Annotated in this window: 22 protein-coding genes; 10 read left to right on the forward strand and 12 right to left on the reverse strand. The window is 66.2% G+C overall.

Translation table 11 applies throughout. The features are described 5' to 3' along the window. Window positions 1-28 precede the first annotated feature (28 nt). Window positions 29-1,192 (reverse strand): DUF3095 domain-containing protein, encoded by a 1,164-nt coding sequence (locus ACOHX0_RS00305; protein ID WP_420674618.1) that lies wholly within the window; start codon window positions 1,190-1,192, stop codon window positions 29-31. A gap of 187 nt (window positions 1,193-1,379) precedes the next feature. On the opposite strand from ACOHX0_RS00305, the gene ACOHX0_RS00310 reads away from it, so the two are divergent. From ACOHX0_RS00310 to ACOHX0_RS00320, 3 genes are all read left to right on the forward strand, one after another. Further along, window positions 1,380-2,555, forward strand: a complete 1,176-nt coding sequence (locus ACOHX0_RS00310) for an MFS transporter (protein WP_420674619.1) — start codon at window positions 1,380-1,382, stop codon at window positions 2,553-2,555. Window positions 2,556-2,635: 80 nt separating this feature from the next. Next, on the forward strand, window positions 2,636-3,658 hold the full coding sequence (locus ACOHX0_RS00315) for an aspartate-semialdehyde dehydrogenase (RefSeq protein WP_420674620.1): 1,023 nt from the start codon (window positions 2,636-2,638) through the stop codon (window positions 3,656-3,658). Between the two features lie 124 nt (window positions 3,659-3,782). Next, window positions 3,783-4,118, forward strand: coding sequence for a hypothetical protein (locus tag ACOHX0_RS00320; RefSeq protein WP_420674621.1), 336 nt, complete (start codon window positions 3,783-3,785; stop codon window positions 4,116-4,118). Between the two features lie 255 nt (window positions 4,119-4,373). On the opposite strand, the gene ACOHX0_RS00325 is transcribed toward ACOHX0_RS00320, so the two are convergent. The 7 genes from ACOHX0_RS00325 to ACOHX0_RS00355 form a co-directional block, all read right to left on the reverse strand. Next, entirely contained in the window at window positions 4,374-5,441 is a 1,068-nt protein-coding gene (locus tag ACOHX0_RS00325) for a branched-chain amino acid ABC transporter permease (protein WP_420674622.1), read from the reverse strand. Continuing rightward, entirely contained in the window at window positions 5,438-6,469 is a 1,032-nt protein-coding gene (locus tag ACOHX0_RS00330) for a branched-chain amino acid ABC transporter permease (RefSeq protein WP_420674623.1), read from the reverse strand. Before ACOHX0_RS00330 ends, ACOHX0_RS00325 begins: the two co-directional genes overlap by 4 nt. A gap of 79 nt (window positions 6,470-6,548) precedes the next feature. Beyond that, window positions 6,549-7,295, reverse strand: a complete 747-nt coding sequence (locus ACOHX0_RS00335) for an ABC transporter ATP-binding protein (protein ID WP_420674624.1) — start codon at window positions 7,293-7,295, stop codon at window positions 6,549-6,551. Beyond that, window positions 7,288-8,064: an ABC transporter ATP-binding protein gene (locus ACOHX0_RS00340; protein ID WP_420674625.1), complete on the reverse strand. Its 777-nt coding sequence runs from the start codon at window positions 8,062-8,064 to the stop codon at window positions 7,288-7,290. Before ACOHX0_RS00340 ends, ACOHX0_RS00335 begins: the two co-directional genes overlap by 8 nt. Window positions 8,065-8,125: 61 nt before the next feature. After that, on the reverse strand, window positions 8,126-9,301 hold the full coding sequence (locus ACOHX0_RS00345; protein ID WP_420674626.1) for a substrate-binding domain-containing protein: 1,176 nt from the start codon (window positions 9,299-9,301) through the stop codon (window positions 8,126-8,128). A gap of 142 nt (window positions 9,302-9,443) precedes the next feature. Next, a complete protein-coding gene (locus ACOHX0_RS00350) occupies window positions 9,444-10,214 on the reverse strand; it encodes an HpcH/HpaI aldolase family protein (RefSeq protein ID WP_420674627.1) in 771 nt (256 codons plus the stop codon). 126 nt (window positions 10,215-10,340) lie between these two features. After that, window positions 10,341-11,753 (reverse strand): pyridoxal phosphate-dependent decarboxylase family protein, encoded by a 1,413-nt coding sequence (locus tag ACOHX0_RS00355; RefSeq protein ID WP_420674628.1) that lies wholly within the window; start codon window positions 11,751-11,753, stop codon window positions 10,341-10,343. A gap of 285 nt (window positions 11,754-12,038) precedes the next feature. Between ACOHX0_RS00355 and hpaR the strand changes: the two genes are divergently transcribed. The 5 genes from hpaR (at window position 12,039) to ACOHX0_RS00380 (ending at window position 17,923) form a co-directional block, all read left to right on the forward strand. Continuing rightward, window positions 12,039-12,479 (forward strand): homoprotocatechuate degradation operon regulator HpaR, encoded by a 441-nt coding sequence (hpaR, locus tag ACOHX0_RS00360; protein WP_420674629.1) that lies wholly within the window; start codon window positions 12,039-12,041, stop codon window positions 12,477-12,479. A 293-nt stretch (window positions 12,480-12,772) separates the two neighbouring features. Continuing rightward, window positions 12,773-14,023, forward strand: coding sequence for a sarcosine oxidase subunit beta family protein (locus ACOHX0_RS00365; RefSeq protein WP_420674630.1), 1,251 nt, complete (start codon window positions 12,773-12,775; stop codon window positions 14,021-14,023). Window positions 14,024-14,038: 15 nt separating this feature from the next. Then, complete coding sequence (locus ACOHX0_RS00370) at window positions 14,039-14,326, forward strand: sarcosine oxidase subunit delta (RefSeq protein WP_420674631.1); 288 nt, start codon at window positions 14,039-14,041, stop codon at window positions 14,324-14,326. 11 nt (window positions 14,327-14,337) lie between these two features. Continuing rightward, window positions 14,338-17,349 carry a sarcosine oxidase subunit alpha family protein gene (locus ACOHX0_RS00375; RefSeq protein WP_420674901.1) on the forward strand — a complete coding sequence of 1,004 codons (3,012 nt, stop codon included), beginning with the start codon at window positions 14,338-14,340 and terminating at the stop codon, window positions 17,347-17,349. Continuing rightward, window positions 17,342-17,923 carry a sarcosine oxidase subunit gamma gene (locus ACOHX0_RS00380; RefSeq protein ID WP_420674632.1) on the forward strand — a complete coding sequence of 194 codons (582 nt, stop codon included), beginning with the start codon at window positions 17,342-17,344 and terminating at the stop codon, window positions 17,921-17,923. Before ACOHX0_RS00375 ends, ACOHX0_RS00380 begins: the two co-directional genes overlap by 8 nt. 57 nt (window positions 17,924-17,980) lie before the next feature. Here ACOHX0_RS00380 and ACOHX0_RS00385 read toward each other — a convergent pair whose 3' ends face one another. From ACOHX0_RS00385 to ACOHX0_RS00395, 3 genes are all read right to left on the reverse strand, one after another. Further along, a complete protein-coding gene (locus ACOHX0_RS00385) occupies window positions 17,981-18,508 on the reverse strand; it encodes a carboxymuconolactone decarboxylase family protein (protein WP_420674633.1) in 528 nt (175 codons plus the stop codon). Window positions 18,509-18,609: 101 nt separating this feature from the next. After that, window positions 18,610-19,614 (reverse strand): GlxA family transcriptional regulator, encoded by a 1,005-nt coding sequence (locus tag ACOHX0_RS00390; RefSeq protein WP_420674634.1) that lies wholly within the window; start codon window positions 19,612-19,614, stop codon window positions 18,610-18,612. Between the two features lie 82 nt (window positions 19,615-19,696). Continuing rightward, window positions 19,697-21,043: an NAD(P)-binding domain-containing protein gene (locus tag ACOHX0_RS00395; protein WP_420674635.1), complete on the reverse strand. Its 1,347-nt coding sequence runs from the start codon at window positions 21,041-21,043 to the stop codon at window positions 19,697-19,699. A 162-nt stretch (window positions 21,044-21,205) separates the two neighbouring features. On the opposite strand from ACOHX0_RS00395, the gene ACOHX0_RS00400 reads away from it, so the two are divergent. Next, window positions 21,206-22,507, forward strand: coding sequence for an ABC transporter substrate-binding protein (locus tag ACOHX0_RS00400; RefSeq protein WP_420674636.1), 1,302 nt, complete (start codon window positions 21,206-21,208; stop codon window positions 22,505-22,507). 18 nt (window positions 22,508-22,525) lie between these two features. On the opposite strand, the gene ACOHX0_RS00405 is transcribed toward ACOHX0_RS00400, so the two are convergent. Beyond that, window positions 22,526-23,251, reverse strand: coding sequence for a FadR/GntR family transcriptional regulator (locus ACOHX0_RS00405; RefSeq protein ID WP_420674637.1), 726 nt, complete (start codon window positions 23,249-23,251; stop codon window positions 22,526-22,528). A 475-nt stretch (window positions 23,252-23,726) separates the two neighbouring features. Here ACOHX0_RS00405 and ACOHX0_RS00410 point away from each other — a divergent pair, with 475 nt between their 5' ends. Continuing rightward, entirely contained in the window at window positions 23,727-25,016 is a 1,290-nt protein-coding gene (locus ACOHX0_RS00410; RefSeq protein WP_420674638.1) for an ABC transporter substrate-binding protein, read from the forward strand. The last annotated feature ends 13 nt before the right edge of the window (window positions 25,017-25,029 follow it).

A 25,029-nucleotide genomic window follows, 5' to 3' on the forward strand; every position in this document is an offset into this window, starting at 1 on the left:
CGGCAAAAGGCCTGTCCCGCAGGCGGGTCTACTTGGCATTTTCGCGTTCAGCGCAGGCGGCGGCCAGATTGGCGGCCGCCTGCGTGTATCCGCCCGCGGCGCCATCGACGAAGTGCACATGCCCGTCCTCCAGCACCGAGGGCACGATGCAGGTCACCAGCACCGCCTCCTGTGCGTGCATCCCGTAGCGGACCTGCCCCGCTTCTGCCGCCTCGTCGAGCGCCTGGCGAATCTGCTCCTGCACTCCGGGCGTGCAGTCGAGCGTCATTTTCAGCCCGTCGTCGAACTTGCGGAAATCGCTGTTTCTGCTCAGCACGGACAGGTAATGCACCGGGTCGAAACGGCCTGCGGGCTTCTTCCGCATGAGGATCAGGGCGGCAAAGGCGGTTTCGGCAAGCAGGGAGATCTTGCGTAAAAACAGCGGCAAATTGCTGTTCCAGCTGCGCGCCTCCGCATCCAGACCGGCGGGCGGGAATCGCATGCGCGGGCCGGATTCGGGCACCGGGTGGCCATCCCGGTGCAGCGCCGCTGACAAGCCGGTAAGGCTGGCGGCGAGGGTGGCAAAGGTCTCGGGGGTGGCCTTTGGCCCGGGACGCACCACGAGGGAGAGTATCAGCCCGTTCCGCGCCGGGGTGCTGCTCCAGCGGCAGGAGAGGCCAGTGAGGTCCGGCGGCAAGTGATCCGGATCCGGCGGCACTGCGAAGGCGCCATCCTTCATCTGCGCTTCGGCCCAGGCGAGCCCGCCGCCCGAGAACATCGCGTAATCGGCATGCTCGGATACTGCGTGGCGCGCGACCCGCACATCCAGCCGCTCGGCCCGGATCCAGGCCACTGGCAGCATCGCGGCGCGCAGGGTGACGCCGAATTCCTCCTCGGCCCAGATGCGCAGTCCGGCAAGCACCCGCTGCGCGGCCTCCCGGTGCCGTTCCGCCACTGCAAAGGCGGCGCCGTCGCCGCCGAAGACATAAGGGAAGGCCGCGCCTTCGAGCGCGTTGCGCATCGCCGCGATCACCGAGGCGCCGATCATGTTCACGGTCTTGTAGCGGCCCGCTGCGATCAGGGAAGTGGAATCGACGATATCGGTGCAGCACAGGTGCCAGTCCTGCGGCAGCGGCGTGAAGGCCTCCGGCGCGGCAAGGTCGCGAAAGCTGTGCAGCTTGGGGAGGCTGTCGTAGAAATCATCCGTGCTCATGCTGTCTCGCGCCTTGACTGGATTATGCCTGCACCCTGTCTGCCCCCGGCTGCCTGCACCGGTCACGTTAAACAAATTGTGCCGCCGGGCCAAACATGCAACCTGTGCGGCAAGGCCGCGGAGGCGGCCGCAGGGTCCAAACAGGGGCGCCGCCCGCAAACCGGGGCCCGCAGCAGAAGGGGGCGGCATGCAGGCCGGACTGATCGTTTTATGCCTGGCGTATGTGCTGAGCCAGTTCTTCCGGGCCTTTCTGGCGGTGCTGACCGCGGCGCTTGGCCGCGACATCGGCGCCGCCCCCGATGACCTCGCCTTTGCGTCGGGCATGTGGTTCCTGTCCTTTGCCGCGATGCAGCTGCCAGTGGGCTGGGCGCTGGACCATGCCGGGCCGCGGCGCACGGCCGGGCTGCTGCTGCTTTTGGGCGGCGGCGGCGGGGCTGCGCTTTTTGCCGCCGCCGCCTCGCCCTTGCATGTCAGCATCGCGATGTTCCTGATTGGCATCGGCTGCTCGCCGGTGCTGATGGCCTCCTACTACATCTTTGCACGCCAGTACCCGCCCGCGCGTTTCGCCACATTGGCAGCGCTGATGCTGGGGGTGGGCTCGGCCGGGAACCTCGTGGCCTCCTATCCGACCGCGCTGGCGGTGGAACTGTTCGGCTGGCGCGGCACGCTGGCGGGCCTGGCGGCGGTGTCTGCCGTGGTGGCGGCGGGGATCTTTCTCACCGTCTCCGACCCCGCAAAACCGGACGGAGAGCACAAGGGTTCGGTCCTGGACCTGCTGCGGATGCCGGCCCTGTGGGCGATCTTCCCGCTGATGCTTGTGGCCTATGCGCCTTCGGGGGCGCTCAGGGGGCTGTGGATCGGCCCTTACCTCAGCGATCTATACGGTCTCAGCACGCGAGGGGTGGGCCTGGCGACGCTGGCGATGGGAGTGGCGATGATCGCGGGCACTTTCGCCTACGGGCCGCTGGACCGGGTGCTGGGCACGCGCAAATGGGTGATCTTCACCGGCAATGCGCTGGCCTGCCTCGCGCTGGCCGGCCTGATTATGGCGGCGGGCGCGCCGGTCTGGGTGCCGGTGGCGCTGATGGCGGCGGTGGGTTTCTTCGGCGCCTCCTTCCCGGTGATCATCGCCCATGGCCGCGCCTTCGTGCCGCCGCATCTGGCGGGCCGGGGCGTGACGCTTTTAAACTTCTTTGGCATTGGCGGTGTGGGTCTCATGCAATTTGCCACCGGCCGCCTGCACGCGGGTCTCTCCGACGGGCCGGCGCCTGCCTCGCCCTACACCGGCATCTTTGCCTTCTTCTTCGCCACTCTGGCGCTGGGCTGCGCGCTCTATCTGTTCAGCCGCGACAGCATGGACTGAGCCGGCCCCTTTAATCTTGGCCCCGAAACCTTTATGACACCGGCGCCGGTCATGAGGCCGGGCAAGATTGGAGAAACAATATGGGTTATCGCGTCGTTGTCGCCGGCGCCACGGGGAACGTGGGCCGCGAAATGCTGAACATCCTGGCCGAGCGCCAGTTCCCGGTGGATGAGGTTGCCGTCCTGGCGTCCCGCCGTTCGCTGGGCACCGAAGTCACTTTCGGCGACAAGACCCTCAAGACCCAGGATCTCGACACCTTCGATTTCAGCGGCTGGGACATGGCGCTGTTTGCGATCGGATCGGATGCGACCAGGAAATACGCGCCCAAAGCCGCCGAAGCGGGCTGCATCGTGATCGACAACTCCTCGCTCTACCGCTACGACCCGGCGGTCCCGCTGATCGTGCCCGAGGTGAACCCCGAGGCGGTGCACGGCTATGCCAAGAAGAACATCATCGCCAACCCCAACTGCTCCACCGCGCAGATGGTGGTGGCGCTGAAGCCGCTGCACGACCGCGCCCGCATCAAGCGCGTGGTGGTCTCCACCTACCAATCGGTTTCCGGCTCCGGCAAGGACGCCATCGACGAGCTGTGGGACCAGACCAAGGCGCACTACAACCCGACCGACGACTACGAGCGCAAGGTCTACCCCAAGGACATCGCCTTCAACGTGATCCCGCATATCGACGTCTTCCTGGAGGACGGCTCCACCAAGGAAGAGTGGAAGATGGTGGCGGAAACCAAGAAGATCATCGACACCGCGATCAAGGTCACCGCAACCTGTGTGCGGGTGCCGGTCTTTGTCGGCCACTCCGAGGCGATCAACATCGAGTTCGAGGACTTCCTCGATGAGGACGAGGCCCGCGACATCCTGCGCGAGGCGCCGGGCATCATGGTGATCGACAAGCGCGAGGACGGCGGCTACGTGACGCCGAAGGAATGCGTCGGCGATTTCGCCACCTTCATCAGCCGTATCCGCCAGGATTCGACCATCGAGAACGGGCTGAACCTGTGGTGCGTCAGCGACAACCTGCGCAAGGGCGCGGCGCTCAACGCGGTGCAGATCGCCGAGCTCTTGGGGCGCGAGGTCCTGAAGAAGGGCTAAGGCCAGTCGACTTTAGGATAGGGGGGCGCTTCGGAAGAGGCGGCCCCTTTCCTTTGCACGGCTGCCGTGTGTTTCCGGGCTGGGGTACCTTGAAGAGGAGATCAGCCAGACAGGAGACGACAGCATGTTTGCTTTGCAAGACTTCGAGACAGCAACCCCGGTCCAGCGTGACGACCTGCAGCAATCCGGCTGGGCCACGGCCTGCGCCAGCGGGCGGATGGACAGCGAAATGGAGATCCAGCTGCGGCTGAACCTGCACGGTGATTTCACCGGCGCGCAGGATTGGTTCACCCTTTGCCGCAGCCTGCGCCGCAAAGGCTTCTACCTCAAGCGCCACGGCGGCGGCCAGCTGCGCCTGCACGACGCCCGCAGCCATGTGGAGATTTGTCCCTGCCGCGCGCTCGGCCACCCCACCGCGGAGCTGGAGGCGCGCTTCGGCCCGGCGGCCCCGCAGCAGTGACGGGCGGGCTTGCGGCGCCGGGCGCGCTGCGCCAAACCGGCACGGGTGTCCTCCCGCCCGTCGCCGCCGATCAGAGATCGCCGTCTCCCGTTGGGCGTGGCGCCGCGCTCCGCGCGGCGCGCGGCCCAAAGCCCCCCCCCCCCCCCCCCCCCCCGCGGCCCAAGGCCGCTCCGTCTGCTCTGGCTCGGCCAGGGCTGGCGGCGGGCGCGGGAGCCGCGCGCTGCTCCGGTTTTCCCCAAGCCGCCGTTCCGCCAGTCAGCGCTGGCGCAGCCGCCCCACCACTCCGGCCGGGAAGAAATAGACGCTGAGGATGAACAGCACCCCCAGCCACAACAGCCAGCGGTCCGCGTTCAGCAACTCCGGCAGCAGCGGCAGCCCTTCGGCGAGCCCCGCCGCGCGGCCCATCAGCGCCTGCAGGTAGTTCTGCGCCAGCACGAACAGCGCCGCTCCGATCACCGCGCCATACATCGTGCCCATACCGCCGATCACTACCATCAAGAGGATGTCGATCATGATCTCCAGCGACAGCACCGTGTCCGGTCCCACGTAACGCAGCCAGACCGCATAAAGCGATCCCGCCAGAGCCGCGGCCGCCGCCGACAGGCAGGTCACCGCCACCCGGTAGAAGACCACCCGGTAGCCGATGGCCTCGGCCCTGAAATCATTCTCGCGGATCGCCTGCAGCACCCGTCCGAAGGGGGAGTTCACCACCCGCAAAAGCCCGAGGAACAGGATCAGCGCGCCGAAAAAAACGAGGTAGTAGGCCAGGAGCTTGCCATTGAGTTTCACGCCCAGGAACTCGCCGCCAAAAGCCGCCTTGCCGAACCGGAAAGCGGGCCCCAGCTCGCGCGGCGTGCGGAAGGTGAGCCCGTCTTCGCCGCCGGTCAGATGCGAAAGCTGGCTCACCAGCACCGCAAAGGCAGAGGCGACGGCCAGGGTGATCATGGCAAAGAAAATCGCCCGCACCCGGAGCGAAAACAACCCGATCAGGAGCGCCAGCGCCGCCGCCGCCAGCGCACCGCCCGCGGCCCCCAGCGCCAGCGACCCAAATCCGCGCCCCATATGCACCGACGCCAATCCCACGCCATAAGCCCCGATGCCGAAGAACATCGTATGGGCAAAGCTCACAATTCCGGCATAGCCGAGCATCAGATCGAAACTTGCCGCCAGCACCAGAAAGACGCAGATCCGCGCCGCCGTATCCACCGTGCGCACGCCGGGAAACAGGAAAGGCGCCAGCGCCAGGCAGATCAGTACCGCTGCAAGCAGCAGCGCCAGCGGCAGCGAGCGGGGCGTGTCGCCCGACAGAAGCGTGCGTATCATTTCGCCTTCACCACCGGAATCATGCCCATCGGCCGCCACATCAGGACCGCCGCCATCAAGGCGATGTTAGAGACCAGCGCCGCCTTCGGCTCCAGAAAGGCGACGTAGTTCTGCAACAGCCCCACGAGCAGCGCGCCGATGAAACAGCCTTCGACCGAACCGAGCCCGCCGATGATCACCACGATGAAGATCAGGATCATCGCCTGGTTGCCCATATGCGCGGTTATGACCTCCTGATAGAGCGCCCACATCACCCCGCCCAGCCCCGCCAGCGCCGAGCCCGCCACGAACACCCCGGCAAAGACCAGCCGCAGCCGGTAGCCAAGCGCCTGCACCATCTCCGGGTTCTCCACGCCTGCGCGCACGATCAGCCCCACCCGCGTGCGCCGCAGCACCCAGCGCATCGCGAGGAACACCGCGAGCCCCACGCCAACAGCCACCAGCCGGAATTTCTCGATCGCGGCCCCGGCGAAGGTGAGCGCGCCCTTCAGTGCCTCGGGGCGGGTGAAATAGATCTCCTCCGGTCCCCAGAAGACGATGATCAGCTGCTCCGCCACAATGAGCCCGCCCATGGTCACCAGGATCTGGCTCAGGTGGTTGCCGTAGACCGGCTCGACGATGATCTTCTCGAAGCCCCAGCCCAAGACCCCGGTCGCGGCCATTGCCGCAAGCACAGCGGCCAGCACGGCGGCGAGGTTCAGCATCAGCGAGGGTGCGCCGGTCCAGTGCCCGAGCATCAGGAGCACCGAGACGCCGACGAAGGCTCCGGCCGAGACGAATGCGCCATGGCCGAAGTTGATCACGTCCATCAGCCCGAAGACCAGAGTGAGGCCGGAGGCCATCAGGAAGATCATCATTCCCATCGCCAGCCCCGAGACGGTGAGCGTCAGCCAGCTCGCCGGGTTCTGAATCGCGGCAAAGCCCGCTGCCGCCAGCAAGGGCACCAGCAAGAGCGGCAGGTAGGGCGCGGCCCGGTCCCGGACCGAGGCCCGCGCCATCGCCGGTGCATGTTCAGGCGCGGCGGTCATGCGCTGTCTCCCCCTTTTCCTCTTGCTGAAAATATCCCCGCCGGAGGCATGAAATCTCTTACCCCGACATTTGCGGCGCTCATGAACGCTCCTCCAGGCTGAGCCCCATCAGCCGCGCCTGCAGTGCCTCGTCTCCGGCCAGCTCCGCCATTGCCCCGCTCCAAATCACCCGGCCGTCGTCCATCACCGCGGCGCTGTCCCCCAGCGCCTTGGCAACCGCAAAATTCTGCTCCACCAGCAGGATCGAGGCCCCTTGGCGCTTCAGGTCGCGCAGCGCGCGGGCCATGGTGGCGACAATCGCGGGGGCGAGCCCCTTGGTGGGCTCGTCGATCAGGTAGAGCGTGCGCTCCTCCGCCATGGCGCGGGCGATCGACAGCATCTGTTTCTGCCCGCCCGACAGCGTGCCGGCCTCGGACGTCCAGAAGGTCTTGAGCGGCGGGAAGGCGGCGAAGATCCAGTCGAGCCGCGCCGGGTCGAGCGGGCCGGAGAGGGCGGCCAGCCGCATGTTCTCCTCCACCGTGAGGCCTGCGAAAATGCCCATGTCCTCGGGCACGAAGCCGATGCCTGCCCGGGCGATAGCCGGGGTGGGCAGGCGGGTGATGTCGGTGCCGTCAAACAGGATGCGGCCCGCGCGGGCGCGCCAGTGGCCGATCACGCTGCGCAGCGTGGTGGTCTTGCCGACGCCGTTGCGGCCCAGGAGCATGGTCACCGCGCCGCGCGGCACCGCGAGGTCGACGCCCTGCAGAATGTGGTATTGCGCGATGTCGGTGCAGACTGCTTCGAGCCGCAGCACCGGGCCGCCATTGTGTGTTGCCGGATCAGCCATCCTGCAGCACCCCTTCCAGCCCGCGCCCCATATAGGCCTCCTGCACAACGTCCGAAGCCATCACCTCGGCCGGCGGGCCATCGGCGGCCAGCGCGCCGTTGTGCAGCACGATGATGCGGCGGGCAAGGGAGCGGATCACGTCCATCTTGTGCTCGACCAGCAGGATCGCGCGGTCGGGCCGCTCCGCCAGCCGGGCGATCAGCTCCAGCACCACCGGCGCCTCGTCCACGCTCATGCCGGCGGTGGGCTCGTCGAACATGTAGACGGCAGGGTCCAGCGCGATGAGCAGCGCCACCTCCAGCTTGCGCTGGTTGCCGTGCGACAGCTCCGACACCGTCTGGTTGCGCTGGTCCAGCATCCGCACCCCGACCAGCACCGCCTCGGCCTGTTCCGTGAGATCCCGGTGCCGCGCCGCCATAGACCACAGGTTGAAACCGCGCCCGGCCTTGGCCTGCACAACCAGGCGGACGTTTTCCAGGACGCTGAGGTCAGGGAACAGGCTGGTAAGCTGGAAGGCGCGGCCGATGCCTGCCCGGGTGCGGGCCGAGACGGAAAGGCCGCTGATGTCGCGCCCGTGCAGATGCACCCGGCCCGCCGTCGCCGGGATCTGGCCCGAGATCAAGTTGAAATAGGTGGTCTTGCCCGCCCCGTTGGGGCCGACGATGGCAGTCAGCTCACCGGCGTGGAAGCCGCAGCTGACATTGCCGACGGCGACATGCCCGCCGAAGCGCACGGTGAGGCCGGAGGTTCTGAGGATCGGATCGGTCATGGCTGGCTCCGCGGTTTCCGCGGCCCGTGAGGCAGGCTGCCCGGGCCGCGGCGCAGGCGTGCTACTGGTTGCGCACCGGGACCGGCAGGTCCTCGATCTTCAGCTCGCGCACCAGTTCCGGCACGGCCCATTCGACGCCGTCTTCGTTCTTCAGGCGGAAGTGATACATGCTTTGCAGCGCCTGGTGATCCTCGGCGCGGAACTTCATGGTGCCTTTGGGGGTCTCCCACTCCATGCCCTCCATCGCTTCGATCAGCGCTTCGGTTTCGGTGGAGCCCGCCTTGCGGATCGCCTCGACCGCGGCGATGCCCGCTGCCATGCCGCCTGCGGTGAAGAAATCCGGCGGTGCGCCAAAGCGCTCCTCATGGGTCTTCACCAGCCAGTCGTTCACCGGATTGTCGGGCAGCTCGTAGTAATAATAGGTGCCGCCTTCCATGCCCTCGAAGTCCTTGAAGCCCTTGAGCGCGGCAAGGATGTTGCCGACGCCGGCAAACTCGATGCCGAAGCGGCCGGGGTCGAGCGCGTTGATCTTGGCCCAGGGGTTTCCGCCGCCGGCCCAGATGATAAACAGCTTCTTCTCGCCCTCCAGATCCTTCATCGCGTTAAAGATCCGCTCCGCCGCGGCGGTGAAGTCGGTGGTGTCGGTGGGGGCAAATTCCTCGTGCACGATACCGCTGCCCTGGACCTCCAGCGCCTCGCGGAAGGCGGCGATGCCGTCGCGGCCAAAGGCGTAGTCCTGCGCCAGCGTGGCGATATGCACGTTGTCCCCGGCCAAGGCGATGGCACTGGCCACCGCGTCCTGGCTGGAGTTGCGCGAAGTGCGGAAGATGTAGCGGTTCCAGTTGGCGCCGGTGATCGAATCGGCCACCGCCGGCTCCACGATCAGCAGCTTTTCATATTCCTCGGCCACCGGCAGCATCGCCAGCGCCACGCCAGAGCTGACCGGGCCGATCGCCAGATCGACTTCGTCGTCGCCGTAGGCTTCTTCCAGCAGCGCGCGGCCGTTTTCCGGCTTAAGCTGGGTGTCCTTTTCGATCACCACGATCTTCTCGCCGTTCACCTCCATGGTGCCGTCCGTGGCGTATTCCAGCCCCAGCATCAGCCCGTCATGGGACTGTTTGGCATAGGCTTCGAACGGACCTGTCTTGCCGTAGACATGGGCGATCTTGATGTCCGCCGCCGCGGCCGAGGCCAGCGACAGCGCGGATGCGATACCCGCAAGTATTGCGCGCTTCATATCGGTTCTCCCTGTTGCGCGCCGGGGCCGGGAGGGCGGCGGGTCCGCACACCCCGCAGGCGCTTTGGCATACAGGAATACAAGCTATGGGTGGTGTTTGAAACCGGTCAGTTTCAAAAAACCAACCATAGCGCAGATGCCGCTACCCTTTGGCCCAAGTGGCCGCCAGTGCCCGGGCGTGGCGGGTCAGGATCAGCACGTCGATGCCCACGGCGAGGAACTGCGCGCCCATGTCCGCATAGGCCTGCGTGGCCTCCTCCGTGACGCCGAGGATTCCGGGGGCAACGCCCGCGGCCTTGATCCGGGCAAGCGCATCTTTGATGGCGGCCCGCACCTCGGGGTGGGCGGAGTTGCCCTGGTGGCCCATGTCGGTCGACAGGTCGGCGGGGCCGATGAAGACGCCCGAGATGCCCTCCACCGCGAGGATGTCATCCAGCGCGGCAAGGCCCGCGCGGTTTTCCACCTGCACCAGCAGGCAGATTGCCTGATCCGCCGTCTGGATATAGTTCTCCACGGTGCCAAAGCGGGTGGCCCGGGCCGCGGTGGCGCCGACCCCGCGGATGCCTGCGGGCGGGTAGCGGCAGGCGCGCACCAGATCGCGGGCCTGATCCGCGCTTTCCACCATCGGCACCAGCACCGTCTGGGCGCCGGCGTCCAGCACCTGCTTGATCATCCAGGTCTCCCCAATCGGCACCCGCACCACCGGGTGGCTGGGCGAGGTCTCCAGCGCCATCAGCTGGTCTCGGATCGAGCGGATGCCGTTGGGCGCATGTTCGCCGTCGATCACCAGCCAGTCGAAACCGCAGGTGCCCATGATCTCCGCCGCCGAAGCCTCGGCAAAGCTCAGCCAGCAGCCGATCTGGCGCTCGCCCCGGGTAAGGGCGGCCTTGAAGGTGTTTTCGGGCGCGGGCATGGGCTGGATCTCCTGTCGGTTGCTGCGGGCCAGGGGCTGCGGGCGGGCCGCGCGGCGCGGCGCGGCGCCTTGCATAAGACGCTAGCGCCCGCGCCCGCCGCTTGTCCACTTCCGGGACAAAAGGTGTCAGTGCAGTCCGCGGGCGATTTCAGTGATCACATCGAATGCAATCATTATATCCGCCTCGGTGGTGTCGAACTGGCCGGCCTGAAAGCGGATCGCCAGCTGACCGTCGACGCGGGTTTGGGTCAGATAGATACGCCCGTCGTCGTTGATCGCATTGACCAGCCTGAGGTTCAAATCGTCGGGATCCCCGGCCCCTTCCGGCGCGTAGCGGAAGGTCCAGAGCGACCACATTGGCGGGGTGACAATCTCGAAATCCGGCTCTGCTGCGAGCCGTTCGTGCAGCTGGTGCGACCAGGCAACGTGGTTCCTTAGCCGCGCGCGCAGCCCCTCCAGCCCGTAGGTCCGGATCACGAACCAGATCTTCAGCGCCCGGAAGCGGCGGCCCAGCGGCACCGACCATTCCGAATAGTTGATGATGCCGTCGCGGCCGTGGGTCTTCAGGTATTCCGGGCTGATCGCCAGCGTCTGCACCAGATCATCCGGGTTCTTCAGGAAATGCGCCGAGCAGTCGAACTGCACCCCCAGCCACTTGTGCGGGTTGAAGACGATGCTGTCGGCGCGCTCGACGCCGGGCCAGTAGTGGCGGAACTCCGGGCAGATCATCGCGGAGCCGGCCCAGGCGGCATCCACATGCGTGTAGAGCCCGTATTTTTCGGCCACGTCGAGCACCCGGTCCACCGGATCGGTGGCGCCTGTGCCGGTGCCGCCGACGCAGAGGATCACACCCGCGGGCTGGTGCCCCGCGGCGATGTCGGCCGCGATCGCGGCGTCCAGCGCGTCAGGGTCCATGCCGCGCCAATCGCCCTTCACCGGCACCCGCACCAGGTTCTGCTGGCCGATGCCGGCAACCCAGATCGCGCGGTCGACGGACGTATGGACCTCGGAAGAGCAATAGATGCGCAAGGCTTTTTGCCCGCACAGCCCCTGTTGGTTGCCCTGCCAGTTCAGCGCCTTCTCCCGCATTGTCAGCACTGCTGCAAGGGTGGCGGAGGAAGCCGAGTCCTGTATCACGCCCTGGAAGCCCGCGGGCAGGTCCAACGCCTGGCGCAGCCAGTCCATCATCCGGGTTTCCATCTCGGTCGCGGCCGGAGAGGTCTGCCACAGCATGCATTGCGGCGCGATGGCGGCGGTCAGGAACTCCGCCAGCACCGAGGGCGCGGCGGCGTTGGCGGCGAAATAGGCAAAGAAGCGGGGGTGCTGCCAATGGGTGATGCCGGGCATCACGATGTTTTCGAAGTCGCGGAAGATCGCCTCCATGCCCTCGCCAGCCTCGGGCGGGGTGGCGGGGAGCGCCTCCAGCACCTCGCCCGGCTCGGTCTGCGCCCGCACCGGCCGCTCGCCGACGGTCTCGTGGTAATGCTGCGCCCAGTCCGAGACCTTGCGGCCCCAAGCGGAGAATTCGTTCCAGTTCATGTCGATGCGTCCTTCTTGTCGGTCAGGGCCGGGCGCGGCCTTGGATGTTGTGCTTGCGGCGCGGGCAGAAGCGAGGGGCCGGCCCCTCGCGCTCCCCGGGATATTTTCAGCCAGAAGAAGGGGCAGGCCGGGCTGGCGCAAGAGGCTTGCTGACTGGTTCCGCTTTCCTGACCGCGCCTCCCTTGCGCGTTCTTAACGTGTGTATGAAAACCGCTGCGGCTGCCGTCAAGCATGCCATGCCCCGGGGCCGATTGCCTTTGACGTGTTCCGGGGCGATACTTGGGCATGAGCAAATCGATCCCAAGCACCAGCCGCTCCCTGCCGATCGCGCTCCTGCGGGCGCGCGAGCGGGTGATGGGGCCGATCCGCGCGCTTCTGAGCGACGCAGGGCTGACCGAGCAGCAGTGGCGGGTGTTGCGGGTGGTGCAGGAAAGCGGGCCGATCGACCCGACCCAGATCGCCGACCAGGCCTGCCTGCTGCTGCCCAGCCTGACCCGGATCCTGCATAAGCTGGAAGACAAGCAGCTGATCAGCCGCGAACGCGACACCGAGGACCGCCGCCGCCAGGTTGTGCGGATCTCCCCCGCCGGAGAGCGCATCATCGCCGACAACATCGGTGCGGCGCTGGAGATCGCGGAGGAGACCCGGCGCAAGATGGGTGCGGAACGCTATGATGCGCTTCTGGATCTCTTGAACGAGCTGGACCGGATCGGCTTGGCGGAGTGAGGCGGGCACGCCGCGCGCCGAGTCGCCTCTGGCGCAAATGACGCGAACGCCGCTGCGGCTGCCGCAAAGCGGACCGGGGGCTGGGCAGGGCGCAAGTTTCCTGAAAAATCCCATTATCTAATTACATTACAACGTCTTGGAGGTTGTCGGAGTGGGTATCGCTGCCCGGCGCACTACCGCCGCCGGATTCCCGTGTTGTACCTGTTGCCGCATTTGGCGCAGTTGATGGCTGAAATCGCTCTGTGTTTCCGGGCGGAAACCGCCAAGCTGGCGGGGACAGTTGAGGGGACATCATGCGGTATTCCGGCCTGAAAGTGATCAAGGAGGCCCTGACGGGCCACAAGGGGTGGCGCCCGGCCTGGCGCGACCCGCAGCCCAAGGCGCGCTATGACGTGGTGATTATTGGCGGCGGCGGCCATGGGCTGGCGACAGCCTACTACCTCGCGCGGGAGCATGGCATCACCAATGTGGCGGTGATCGAGAAGGGCTGGATCGGCGGCGGCAACGTGGGCCGCAACACCACCATCATCCGCTCCAACTACCTGCTGGACGGCAACGAACCGTTCTACGAGTTGTCGCTGAAGCTGTGGGAGGGGCTGGAGCAGGATTTCAACTACAACGCCATGGTCAGCCAGCGCGGCATTCTCAACCTGGTGCACAGCGACGCGCAGCGCGACGCGGCGCGGCGGCGGGGCAACGCGATGATCCTGAACGGGTCGGACGCGGAGCTGCTGGACACCGACGGCGTCCGCGCCATGTACCCTTTCCTGAACTTCAGCAACGCCCGCTTTCCGATCAAGGGCGGGCTGCTGCACCGCCGGGGCGGCACCGTTCGGCACGATGCGGTGGCCTGGGGCTATGCCCGCGGCGCAGACATGCGCGGGGTCGACATCATCCAGAACTGCGAAGTCACCGGCTTCAGGATCGAGAACGGCAAGTGCCTCGGCGTGGAGACCACCAGAGGCTTCATCGGCGCGGGCAAGGTCGCAAGCTGCGTGGCCGGTTCCTCCAGCCGGGTGATGGAGAAGGCGGGCATGCGCCTGCCGATTGAAAGCCATGTTCTGCAGGCCTTTGTCTCCGAAGGGCTGAAACCGGTGCTGGACGGGGTCATTACCTTTGGTGCGGGTCACTTCTACGTCAGCCAATCCGACAAGGGCGGGCTGGTCTTCGGCGGCGATCTGGACATGTACAACTCCTACGCGCAGCGCGGCAACCTGCCGGTGGTCGAGGACGTGATGGAAGGCGGCATGGCATTGATCCCGGCGCTGGGCCGGGTGCGGATGCTGCGCAGCTGGGGCGGCATCATGGATATGTCGATGGATGGCTCTCCCTTCATCGACCGGACCCATATCGACGGCCTCTATTTCAACGGCGGCTGGTGCTACGGCGGGTTCAAGGCGACCCCGGCTTCTGGCTGGTGTTATGCGCATCTGCTGGCGACGGACACGCCGCACAAGGTAGCCACGGCCTACCGGCTCGACCGGTTCCGCCGCGGGCACATGATTGACGAAAAGGGCCAGGGCGCCCAGCCCAACCTGCACTGAGGAAAGGAAAAGGCGATGATCATCAACCATCCGATCCTGGGTCCGCGCGACGCGCAGGAGTTCACCTATCTGGGCGACGCCAGCCTGATCGGCCGCCCCGACTGGCAGGCCGAAGATGCGGCGGATAAATTCCACGATTACCTGTACCTGCGCGATAACCCGGCGGGCGCACACCGCGAGTTGTGGTTCCATGAGCAGGGCGACCGCTCCTGGCTGGTGGTAACCCGCAATACCGTCACCCATGACATCCTGAATGTAGAGCTGGCCCGCGACGTGGCCCGGACAGAGGGGCGCAGCAGATGACTGATGCCGTGATGAATGAAGGCGGCCTGGCCTTTCAGGCCGGCCGCGGAACCGGCGCCCGCAAGGGCACCCAGGTCAACCGGCTCGACGGCGGGCTGGTCAATGGCGGCCGGACGCTGAGTTTTTCCTTCGATGGCGCCCGTTATCAGGGGGTGGACGGCGACACGCTGGCCTCGGCCCTGCTCGCCAACGGCGTGCGGCTGATGGGCCGCTCGTTCAAGTACCACCGTCCGCGCGGGGTGCTGACCGCGGGCTCCGAGGAGCCGAACGCGCTGGTCGAGCTGCGCCGCGGCGGGCGGCAGGAGCCGAACACCCGCGCCACGGTGGCCGAGCTGTACGACGGGCTGGAGGCCAATTCGCAGAACCGCTGGCCGTCGCTGAAACACGACTTCATGGCGGTGAACGACCGGTTTTCGAACTTCCTGACCGCCGGATTCTACTACAAGACCTTCATGTGGCCTGCGGCCTTTTGGGAGAAACTCTATGAGCCCATCATCCGCAAGGCGGCGGGGCTTGGCAGCCTCAGCCTTGAGGAGGACCCGGACGCCTACGACAAGGGGTTCCTGCATTGCGACCTTCTGGTGATCGGTGCCGGGCCTTCCGGCTTGATGGCGGCGCTGACGGCGGGGCGGGCGGGCGCGCAGGTGATCCTGGCGGAGGAAGATTTCCTTCTCGGCGGGCGGCTGAACGCCGAGAGCTTCGGCATCGGTGAGCTGACCGGCTCGGGCTGGGTGGAGCAGGTGCAGGCAGAGCTCGCTGCGCTGCCGAACGTGCGGCTGATGCCGCGCACCACTATCATCGGCGCCTTCGACCATGGCATCTATGGCGCGGTGGAGCGGGTGGCCGATCATGTGGCGGCACCCGAAGCGGACAAGCCGCGGCAGATCCTGTGGCGGATCTATTCCAAACGGGCGCTTCTGGCGGCAGGGGCAACCGAACGCCCGATCGCGTTCGAGAACAACGACCGCCCCGGCGTGATGCTGGCTGGCGCCGTGCGGGCCTATGTCAACCGCTGGGCCGCCGCCCCGGCGCAGCGCGTCGCCATCTTCACCAACAATGACGACGGCCACCGCACCGCTGCGGACCTGATCGCCAAGGGGGTGAAGGTCTCGGCTGTGATCGACACCCGCGCGGATGCGCCCAAGGTTGCGGATGCGGAGCTGTTCGCCGGCGCCCAGGTGATCGACACCAAGGGGCGGTTGGGGCTGGAGCGGGTGCGGGTGCGGCTTGCCAATGGGTCGACCCGCGATATTCCCTGCGGTGCGCTGGCGGTGTCCGGCGGCTGGAACCCGAACGTGCATCTGACCTGCCACCAGCGCGGCCGCCCGGCTTGGCGCGAGGATATCGCGGCCTTTGTGCCCGCGGGCGACCTGCCGCCGGGCATGTCCGTGGCGGGGGCGGCCAATGGCGATCTCTCCACCGCCGCCGCGCTGCGCACCGGGGCCGAGGGCGCGGCAGCCGCGCTGGCGGATTTGGGCTTTGCCGTCAAGGCAACCGATCTGCCCGAGGCCGAGGACGCGCGGGTCAACGTGACCCCCTTCTGGCACGTGAAGGAGGGCAAGGGCCGTGCTTGGCTCGACCAGCAGAATGACGTCACCGTCAAGGACGTGAAGCTGGCGCACCAGGAGAATTTCCGCTCGGTCGAGCATCTGAAGCGCTACACCACGCTCGGTATGGCGACCGATCAGGGCAAGACCTCCAACATGGGCGGTCTGGCGATCATGGCGGAGCTGGCGGGCAAGCAGATCCCCGAGGTCGGCACCACCATGTTCCGCCCGCCCTACACGCCGGTCTCCTTCGGGGTGATGGCGGGCCGCTCGGTGGGCGAGGAGTTCCGCCCCATCCGCAAGACCCCCAGCCATAAATGGGCTGAGGAACAGGGCGCTGTTTTTGTCGAGGTTGGCCAGTGGCTGCGCGCCCAATGGTTCCCGAAGGACGGTGAAACCCATTGGCGCCAGTCGGTGGACCGCGAGGTGCTGCAGACGCGCAACTCGGTTGGTGTCTGCGACGTGACCACGCTCGGCAAGATCGACGTGCAGGGCAGGGACGCGGCCGAGTTCCTGAACAAGATCTATGCCAATGGCTTTGCCAAGCTGCCGGTGGGCAAGGTCCGCTATGGGCTGATGCTGCGCGAGGATGGCATCGCCTATGATGACGGCACTGCCGCGCGGTTTGCCGAGGATCACTTCGTCGTCACCACCACCACCGCCAACGCGGTGCTGGTCTATCGCAACATGGAGTTTGCCCGCCAGTGCCTGTTCCCGGACCTGGACGTGCAGCTGATCTCCACCACCGAGGCCTGGGCCCAATTCGCGGTGGCCGGACCGAATGCGCGGAAACTGCTGCAAAAGGTCGTGGACCCCGAGTTCGACATCTCTAACGAGGGCTTCCCCTTCATGGCTTGCGGCGAGATCACCGTGGCGGGCGGCTGCCGGGCGCGGCTGTTCAGGATATCTTTCTCGGGCGAGCTGGCTTATGAAATCGCGGTGCCCACCCGTTATGGCGATGCGCTGATGCGTGAACTGATGGCCGCGGGTGAAGAGTTCGGCGTTGTTCCTTACGGCACCGAGGCACTGGGCGTGATGCGCATTGAGAAGGGCCATGCCGCGGGCAACGAGCTGAACGGGACAACCTCGGCGCTGAACCTCGGCATGGGCCGGATGGTCAGCAAGAAGAAGGACTGCATTGGCAACACCCTCAGCGAACGCGAAGGCATGAACCAGGAGGATGCGCTGAAGCTGGTCGGTTTCAAGCCGGTGAATCCCGCCGACCAGGTCTTGGCCGGGGCGCATCTGATGAATGCCGATGGCGAAGTCAGCGCGGCCGCCGATCAGGGTTATGTCACCTCGGCTGCCTATTCGCCGGTGCTGAAGTCCTCCATCGGGATCGGCTTCCTGAAAAGCGGCGATGCCCGCAAGGGCGAGATCATCCGTGCCGTCAATCCGCTGGAGGGCAAGGAGGTCCAGGTCGAGGTGGTAAGCGCGCATTTTGTGGATCCGGATGGGGAGCGTCTTCGTGGATAATCTTGTTGGACACAGGCTGAAAGCCATCCCCCCGCTTGGCGGGCAGGAGCCGCGGGCGGAGGCCTTCACCGGGCTTTTGATCCGCGAGGTCACGGACCGGGCGCTGGCGTCGCTCGCGCTGCGGCAGGGGGGCGCGGACGCAGGCCGCGCGGCGGCCCAAGAGGTCCTCGGCGCGCCGCTGCCGGAACCGGCCCGATGGACAGAGACGGGCGTCTTTTCCGCCTGGTGGATGGGACCGGACCTGTGGATGGTCTCGGCGCCTTATGCCAGCCACGCGCTGCTGGCCCGCGAGTTGAAACAGGCCGCGGGCGATGCTGCATCGGTGGTGGAGCAGACCGACGGCTGGTGCCGTTTCGACCTGGAAGGCGCGCGCTGCTTTGACGTTCTGGAGAGGCTGTGCAACGTGAATATCCGCGCGGGCAAGCCGGGCGATGCCACCCGCACCGTGATGGAGCATCTGGGCGTGTTCCTGCTCTGCCATGCGCCGGGCGGGCGCTATTCGGTGATCGGACCGCGCTCCTCCGCGGGATCGCTGCACCACGCGCTCGTCACGGCGGCGCGCTCGGTGATCTGATGCCCGCCTGACCAGGCCGCAGCTCCGCGCCGCCTGCCGGCGGCGCGGAGCTGGCGCTCAGCCTCTGGACAAGCGGCGCATCAGCGACAGATCGCAGGCCGTGGCATGGCCCATCGCCCGCTTGATGCCGGGCAGCATGGCCGCGCCGTTCATTGCGAAGGACAGTTCGATCAGCCCGGCCTCGCCGAAGGACCGCAACACGTCGCCGCGGGCCCCCGGATCGTCTTCGCGCCGGGCGGTCACCGCATCCGTTAGCCGGACCACCGCAGCGAGGTCCGGCGGCAACGCAGCACCGTCTGCGCGCAGGATGGCCGCGATCAGAGGCTGATCCAGGCCGGCGGCAGCAGCCAGGTTCACCTCCGCCTCGGCACAGGTGCCGCAATCCGCAGCCAGCGCCCCGCGCAGCCGGGCGGCGTGGTAGGCGGCGGGCGCCACATGGCGGTTGGGGTCCAGGAAACCGAAGATCCGGTTGTAACGCGCCAGCAGCTTGAAATCGGTCCGGGCAATCTGGCGCACATAGTCCAGGGTGACACCCAGCCGCCTTTCGGCCTGCCGGATAAAAAGCGTCGCTATGGCTGTCAGCATTGGGAAATCCTCGCGGAGAAAGAGTCAGATCAATGATCCAAACCTATCCGCGATTGCGCCTGCGCGCTGCGCCTTATTGCGCCATTCAAGCCAGAGTTGCGTCAGACCGAGGGGATCGGGCGGTTGTCCTTGACCCGGAACAGGTTCACCTTGCGGCGCTCCTCCTGCGGGGAAAGACCGAAGCTCTCGCGGTAGTGCTGGGACAGGGTGGAGGAGGTGGCGTAGCCCACCGCATTGGCGATCGCGGTGATCGAGTCGCGCGAATACATCACCAGCTGCCGCGCCGCATTCATCCTGAGGGTGCGGTAATAAAGCGCCGGGCTCTGGCCGGTGGCGGCCTTGAAGCTGCGCTCCAGCTGCCGCGGCGAGACGCCGATCTGCACCGCCGCCTCGCGGATCGGCACCGGGTGTTCGAGGTTTTCGGCAAACAGCTGCACTGCGCGCGCCACCGGCGGCGGCAGGCTGTCGGCAGTGCTGTCGGTCTTGAAGGCGGGGATTTTCTGGCGCACGCCCTCCGAGCGCACCAGCGGATGCTGGAACCAGCAGGCGGCCTCGGTCATCACCGCATCGCCCAAGACACCTTCGATCAGGATCAGCGCCAGATCGAACATCGCTGTCGCGCCGCTCACCGTGTAGCGGCGGCGGTCCCGCACGATCACGTCGTCCACCGTCGCCAGCGCCGGGAACTCCGCGGTGAAGGCGGCCTTGTAGCACCAGTGCACCGAGCAGCTGTGCCCGTCCAGGAGCCCCGAGCGCGCCAGCGGGAACACCCCGCCCGAGACCGCCCCCAGCGTTGCGCCATGCCGCGCCAGGTGGCGCAGCTTGCCGTTGGACGCCTTGGGGTCCTGGAACTTGCCCTGCGGGCCGGAGAGCAGGAACAGCGTGTCGATATCGTCCGCCGCCTCCAGCGCGCAGTCGGGCTGAAAGGCGACATTGGCAGAGGCAGTGACGCTTTCGCCACTTTCCGAGACCACCCGCCAGCGGAAGGTCTCACTGCCCGCAATTTCGTTGGCCGCGCGCAGGGGTTCAATGGCCGATGTCAGGCAGGCCATTGGAAAGCCGGGGAAAATGAGAAAGCCAAGGGTCATGGACTGGTCGCGTTTCATGGGGGTTATCTTAGCGCGCAAATGCGTGCTTGCACAGGATTATGCGGCCCCCGTGCCGCATTTGCGCGGCACGGGGACGGGCTCAGTTCCGCAGGTAGGCCTCCAGCGAATCGTCCAGCGCATCCTTCCAGGGGGTGTGGTGCACGGGCGCCATGGTGCCGGTGATGACCGATTTGTAGGAGTTGTTGCGGAAGGCCATGATGTCCTCGGCCTTGTGGCCTTTCCACTCGTAGAAGGCCTGACAGGCGCCTGCGACATCGAAAGTCGGGTAGTCGGTCTCCTCGATCAGCTCCAGCACATAGTCGCCCTGGTATTTGATCGCGTATTTGACGCCGTCCGAGGCCTCCTCGCGCGTTTCGCGCTCCTTAACGTCGGCGAGCAGCGCCGCCTTGTCCGAGGGGATTCCGATCTTGCCCATGACCGCGTCGCGCACCCACCAGGCCTGGGCGTCGAACATGTTGAAGGTGAACCACTGGTCCTGCATGCCAAGGTAGAACATCTTGGGGTTATGCACGTAGACCACGCCTTTGTAGAGCTCGGCAGCAGCCAGGCGGTTGGCGGTCTTCAGGCGCAGATCGTCGGGCAGGAAGCTGAAGAAATGCTTATAGCCGGTGCAGAGGATGATGGTGTCCACTTCCTTGGTGGAGCCGTCGGCGAAGGTCACCGTGTTGTTCTGCACGCTTTCGACGCCGGGCTTTTCCTCCCAGTTGGCGGGCCACTTAAAGCCCATCGGAGCGCTGCGGTAGGAGCTGGTGATCGACTTGGCGCCGTATTTCCAGCATTGCGAGCCGATGTCCTCGGCCGAATAGGAGGCGCCGACGACGAGGATGTCCTGGCCTGCAAACTCGCGTGCGTCGCGGAAGTCATGGGCGTGCAGGATGCGGCCGTTGAAGGTGTCGAAGCCGGGGTAGAAGGGCACGTTCGGGGTAGAGAAATGCCCCGAGGCGCAGATCACGTGGTCGAAGTCTTCCTTGTAGGTGCTGTCCTTGGCATGGTCGTGCACGGTGACGGTGAAATTGCCCTTGTCCGTGTTGTACTCCACCCAGCGCACCGGGGAATTGAAGCGGATCCACTTGCGCACGTCGGCCTTCTGCACCCGGCCCTCGATATAGTCGAACAGCACCGCGCGCGGCGGGTAGGAGGCGATCTGCTTGCCGAAATGCTCCTCGAAGGAGTAATCGGCGAACTCCAGCCCCTCCTTGGGGCCGTTCGACCACAGGTAGCGGTACATCGAGCAATGCACCGGCTCGCCGTTTTCATCGAGACCGGTGCGCCAGGTGTAGTTCCACAAGCCGCCCCAGTTGTCCTGCTTCTCGAAGCAGACCAGCTCGGGGATCTCTTCGCCCTTGCTGGCGGCCGACTGGAAGGCGCGCAGTTGTGCCAGGCCGGAGGGGCCTGCGCCGATGATGGCGACTCGTTTCTTGGTCATGGATGTCTCCCTATTGGTATGGACCAATGCCTGTATTTGGTTCTTTTGGTCTGGTCCAAATAGGCCAAATCCAACCGCATGAGTCAATAGAATTTCCCTTCAGGAAAAGTATTCACCTGCAATTGCACTGGCGGCCGCCGGATTTATCGCTAGGATTCCGCCATGGGACCTTCGAGCTTTGCACATCAGCTGGCCGCGCGCGCCGCTCTGCCCCGGCTCTCCGTCGGGATGCGGGAACCGGTCAATATCGGTTTTCTGGGGCCGCTCTCCGGGCCGGTGGAAAGCTGGGGGCGGCCCGGGCTCAACGGCTGCCGGATCTGGGAGGACGGGCTGAACCGCGCAGGCGGGCTTCTGATCGGCGGCCGCCGCTACCCGGTGCGCATCCATGCCTTTGACTGCGGCTACGACCCCGAACGCGCCCGGGACGGCGCGGTGGAGCTGGTGCAGAAACACGGCGTCACGCTGATGCTGATGCTGGGCGGCGACACCTTCGCGCCGGTGCGCGATTTCCTGATGCGCAACAAGGTCTTGACCTCGACCCTGCTGCCCACCGACCTGTCGCCTGACACCCCCTATCTGATCGCGCCGAGCGAGGCGCATCCGATCCAGAACGTGACCGGCGTGGCCTGGCTGGCGGAGCACCGGCCGGAGCTGAAAACCGTGGCGCTGTGCAGCCAGACCGACCTCTTGGGCTTGCCCGCCCAGGCGGTCTACCGCGCCGCCTTCAAGGCCGCCGGCCACGAGATTCTGCGGGAGGTGCAATATGATCCCGCCGCCACCGATCCGGCGCCGGTGGTCGATCCGATGCTGGATTCGGGCGCGGATATCCTGTGCTGGGGCTCTTCCTACACGCCGATGGTGCATGCGATGACCGAATATGCCCATGCCAAGGGCTTCACCGGGCAGATCCTCAGCTGCACGATGGACGGCTACGAGCGGCTGGTGCAGCGCACTTCGGAAGAGTTCATGGAGGGGGTCTTGTTCCAGTTCCCGGATTTCGACGATCCGCTGCTGCGCGAAAAGGCCTTCTTCTTCAACCGCCCGCACGTGTTTTTCGAGGAATACAACCGCCGCTTCCCCGGCAGCTGGTCAGCAGTGAGCTGGGAGTATGTGGCAATTCTGGACATCTGGCACAGCGCGGTGGAAAAAGCGGGCTCGGTGCAGCCGCCCTCGGTGCTGGCAGCGATGAAGCAGCTCGGCCACGTCACCCACGCCTTTGGCGCCGCGGAATGGTGGGGCGACGATATTTTCGGCATCTCCAACGCGCTGGTTGGCGACTGGCCGGTGGTCACCATTCAGGAAGGCAAGGCGCGAATTGCGGGCTTCGGCTCGATCCCCGGCTGGCTGGCCCAGCATTCGGCCCTGCTCAAAAGCGAAATGAAGGCGCTGGGGCAGCTCTGGCATCAGCGGCTGGAAAGCGGCGCACGGGGCAGCGAAGTCGGCTCCCGCGCGGTGCAGCTCTGACCGCGGCTTGCGGCCCGCTCAGACGTCCTGCAGCAGCAGCTTCTGCTCGTCGATCAGGTGCAGCTTGATGAATTCCACCGCTGATTCCACATCCCGCGAGGCGATTGCGTTGAACAGCGTGTTGTAACGCTTCTGGTAGTCCTGCATGCGCTGCGGCGTCAGGTGGCGGCGGCGCAGCGCGGTGCGGTAGGACAGGCGGCAGGCTTCGATCGTCAGTTCGTAGCAGGAGGTCAGCAGCGGGTTGCCGGTGCCCTCGGCAATCTTCCGGTAGAGGTCTTCCTCCGCCTCGATGAAGTCGCCGGGATCGGTGCGCACCGCCTCCACCCGGGCGAGGATCTGGTCCAGCTCCTCGATCTGGCGCGGGGTCATGTTGATGACGGCCAGCCGCACCATCTCCGGCTCCAGGATGCCGCGGACCACCAGGTGGTCCAGCGGCGAGGTGTCCCGCGCCAGCGCGGAATAGGGCGCCTCCGGCTTGGGGTCGGAGCGGTATTTCACAAAGCTGCCGGAGCCCGGGCGGCGGTGGATCACGTTCTGCCCCGCCAGCACGTCCAGCGCCTCGCGCACGGTATTGCGGGCCACCCCCAGCTCCGAAGCCAGCGTGCGCTCTGACGGCAGTCGGGTGTCGACCGGGTAGGTGCCAGCCTTGATGCGGGCAAACAGCGTGTCGATCACCACCTGCACCGTGGCCCCCACCGAATGGGAGCTGAGAATCTGGGAGGTTGTGTCATCCGCTGGGGTCATGGGGCCTCTTTCCGGGAGCCGGGGCGGGGAGAATCTCCCCCAGGGCACGGCGTTGCAACAGGGCCTTTGGATACCGGTATCTCAGGGGCCTGTGCAAGCGCAGGGTGCCGGATTCCCGGCTGCCGGGACCGGCATTCGGGGGCGGAAAGGCGCGCGGCGAAGGGGGATTGGTTCTTTTTTGGTCTAACCCTACCTTCCGGCCGAGGCGTGCCAACATCACGCATTTATTAGAAAAAAACGGTAGGGCCGCGCCCTGCCTGCCTTTTGTCTAAGCATATTGATGCAATTCGCGGCTCAATGGGGAAAGAAAATTTCTTGGAGGTGAACCAATTGGCTGCTAGCCTGATCCGCGATGGGGCCAATTTCGCAAATTGGTTCAGAAGGGGCGCAGCAACCGCTCCCGTCCGCCAGTGGCGGCCCGTCTGCTTGAAAGCGCACCGCCGCGGGTCCGGCGGGTCCAACATGGGAGAACGAGATGATTTCCAGAATCGTGAAATCGGGGCTGAGCCGGCGGATGTTCCTGAAATCCACCGCCGCCACCGCGATCAGCGCCGGGCTGCCCGGCGCCAGCCTTGCCGCCGGCGGCACCATCAGGATCGGCTTCCTCGCGCCGCTGACCGGCGCGGTGGCGGCCTGGGGCAAGCCCGGCCTCGACGGCTGCCAGATCTGGGCCGAGCGGGTCAACGCCGCGGGCGGCATCAAGCTGGCGGATGGCAGCTACCCGGTTGAACTGGTCGCCTATGACAACGAATACGACCCGGCCAAGGCGCGCACCGGCGCGACCAAGCTGATCCGCGAGGACGGCGTGAGTTTCATCATGATGCTGGGCGGCGACACCTGGCCCGGGGTGCAGCCGGTGGCGGACAAGACGGGGATGCTGTTTTCCACCCTGCTGCCCTCGGACCTGTCGCCCGAGACCAATACGCTGATTGCACCGGCCGAGGTGCATCCGATCTACAACGTCACCGGCGTCGAATGGCTGGCCGAGAACAAGCCCGAGCTGAAGACCGCGGTGATGTGCGCGCAGGACGATGCGCTGGGGCTGCCGTCGGTTGCGACCTATCTGGCCGCGTTCGAGGCCGCGGGCATCGAAATGCTGGACGAGCCGCTGCTGTTCGACCCGGCCACCACGGATTTCGCGCCGGTCGTGACACGGCTGATCAGCAAGGATCCGGATATCGTCTGTCTCGACACCTGCTACAGCGACTATGTGCACCCGATTGCCGAGCAGCTGTTCCAGCAGGGCTTCAAGGGGCAGATTATCTCCTGCACCGCGGATTTCTACGACCAGATGATCGCCAAGACGTCGGAAGAGTTCATGGAAGGGTTCGTCTTCCAGTTCCCGGATTTCGACGACCCGGCGCTGAACGGCGGCAATATCAACTTCACCGACCCGAACGGGTTTTATGCGGAGTTCAACAAGCGCCATCCGGGCCAGTGGGGCGCGGTGAGCTGGGAATATGCCTCGATCATGGATCTGTGGAAGGCCGCTGCGGAGAAGGCCGGATCGGCAAGCCCGGATGCGGTGGCGGCCGCCATGAAAGACGGCAAGGGCAAGCACGCCTTTGGCGATGCCGACTGGTGGGGCACCGAGCTGTTCGGTATCGACAACGCGCTGGTGGGCGACTGGCCGGTGGTGGCGATCGAGAAGGGCAAGGCCAGGATCAAGGACTTCCGCTCGATCCCGGACTGGTACGCCAAGCACGGCGATCTGCTGGTCAAGCACATGCAGGCCTATGACCAGATGTGGGACCAGCGCGGCTGACAGCCGGCGCGGC

It is taken from the genome of Cribrihabitans pelagius (assembly GCF_048820915.1).
Lineage (GTDB): Bacteria > Pseudomonadota > Alphaproteobacteria > Rhodobacterales > Rhodobacteraceae > Cribrihabitans_A > Cribrihabitans_A pelagius.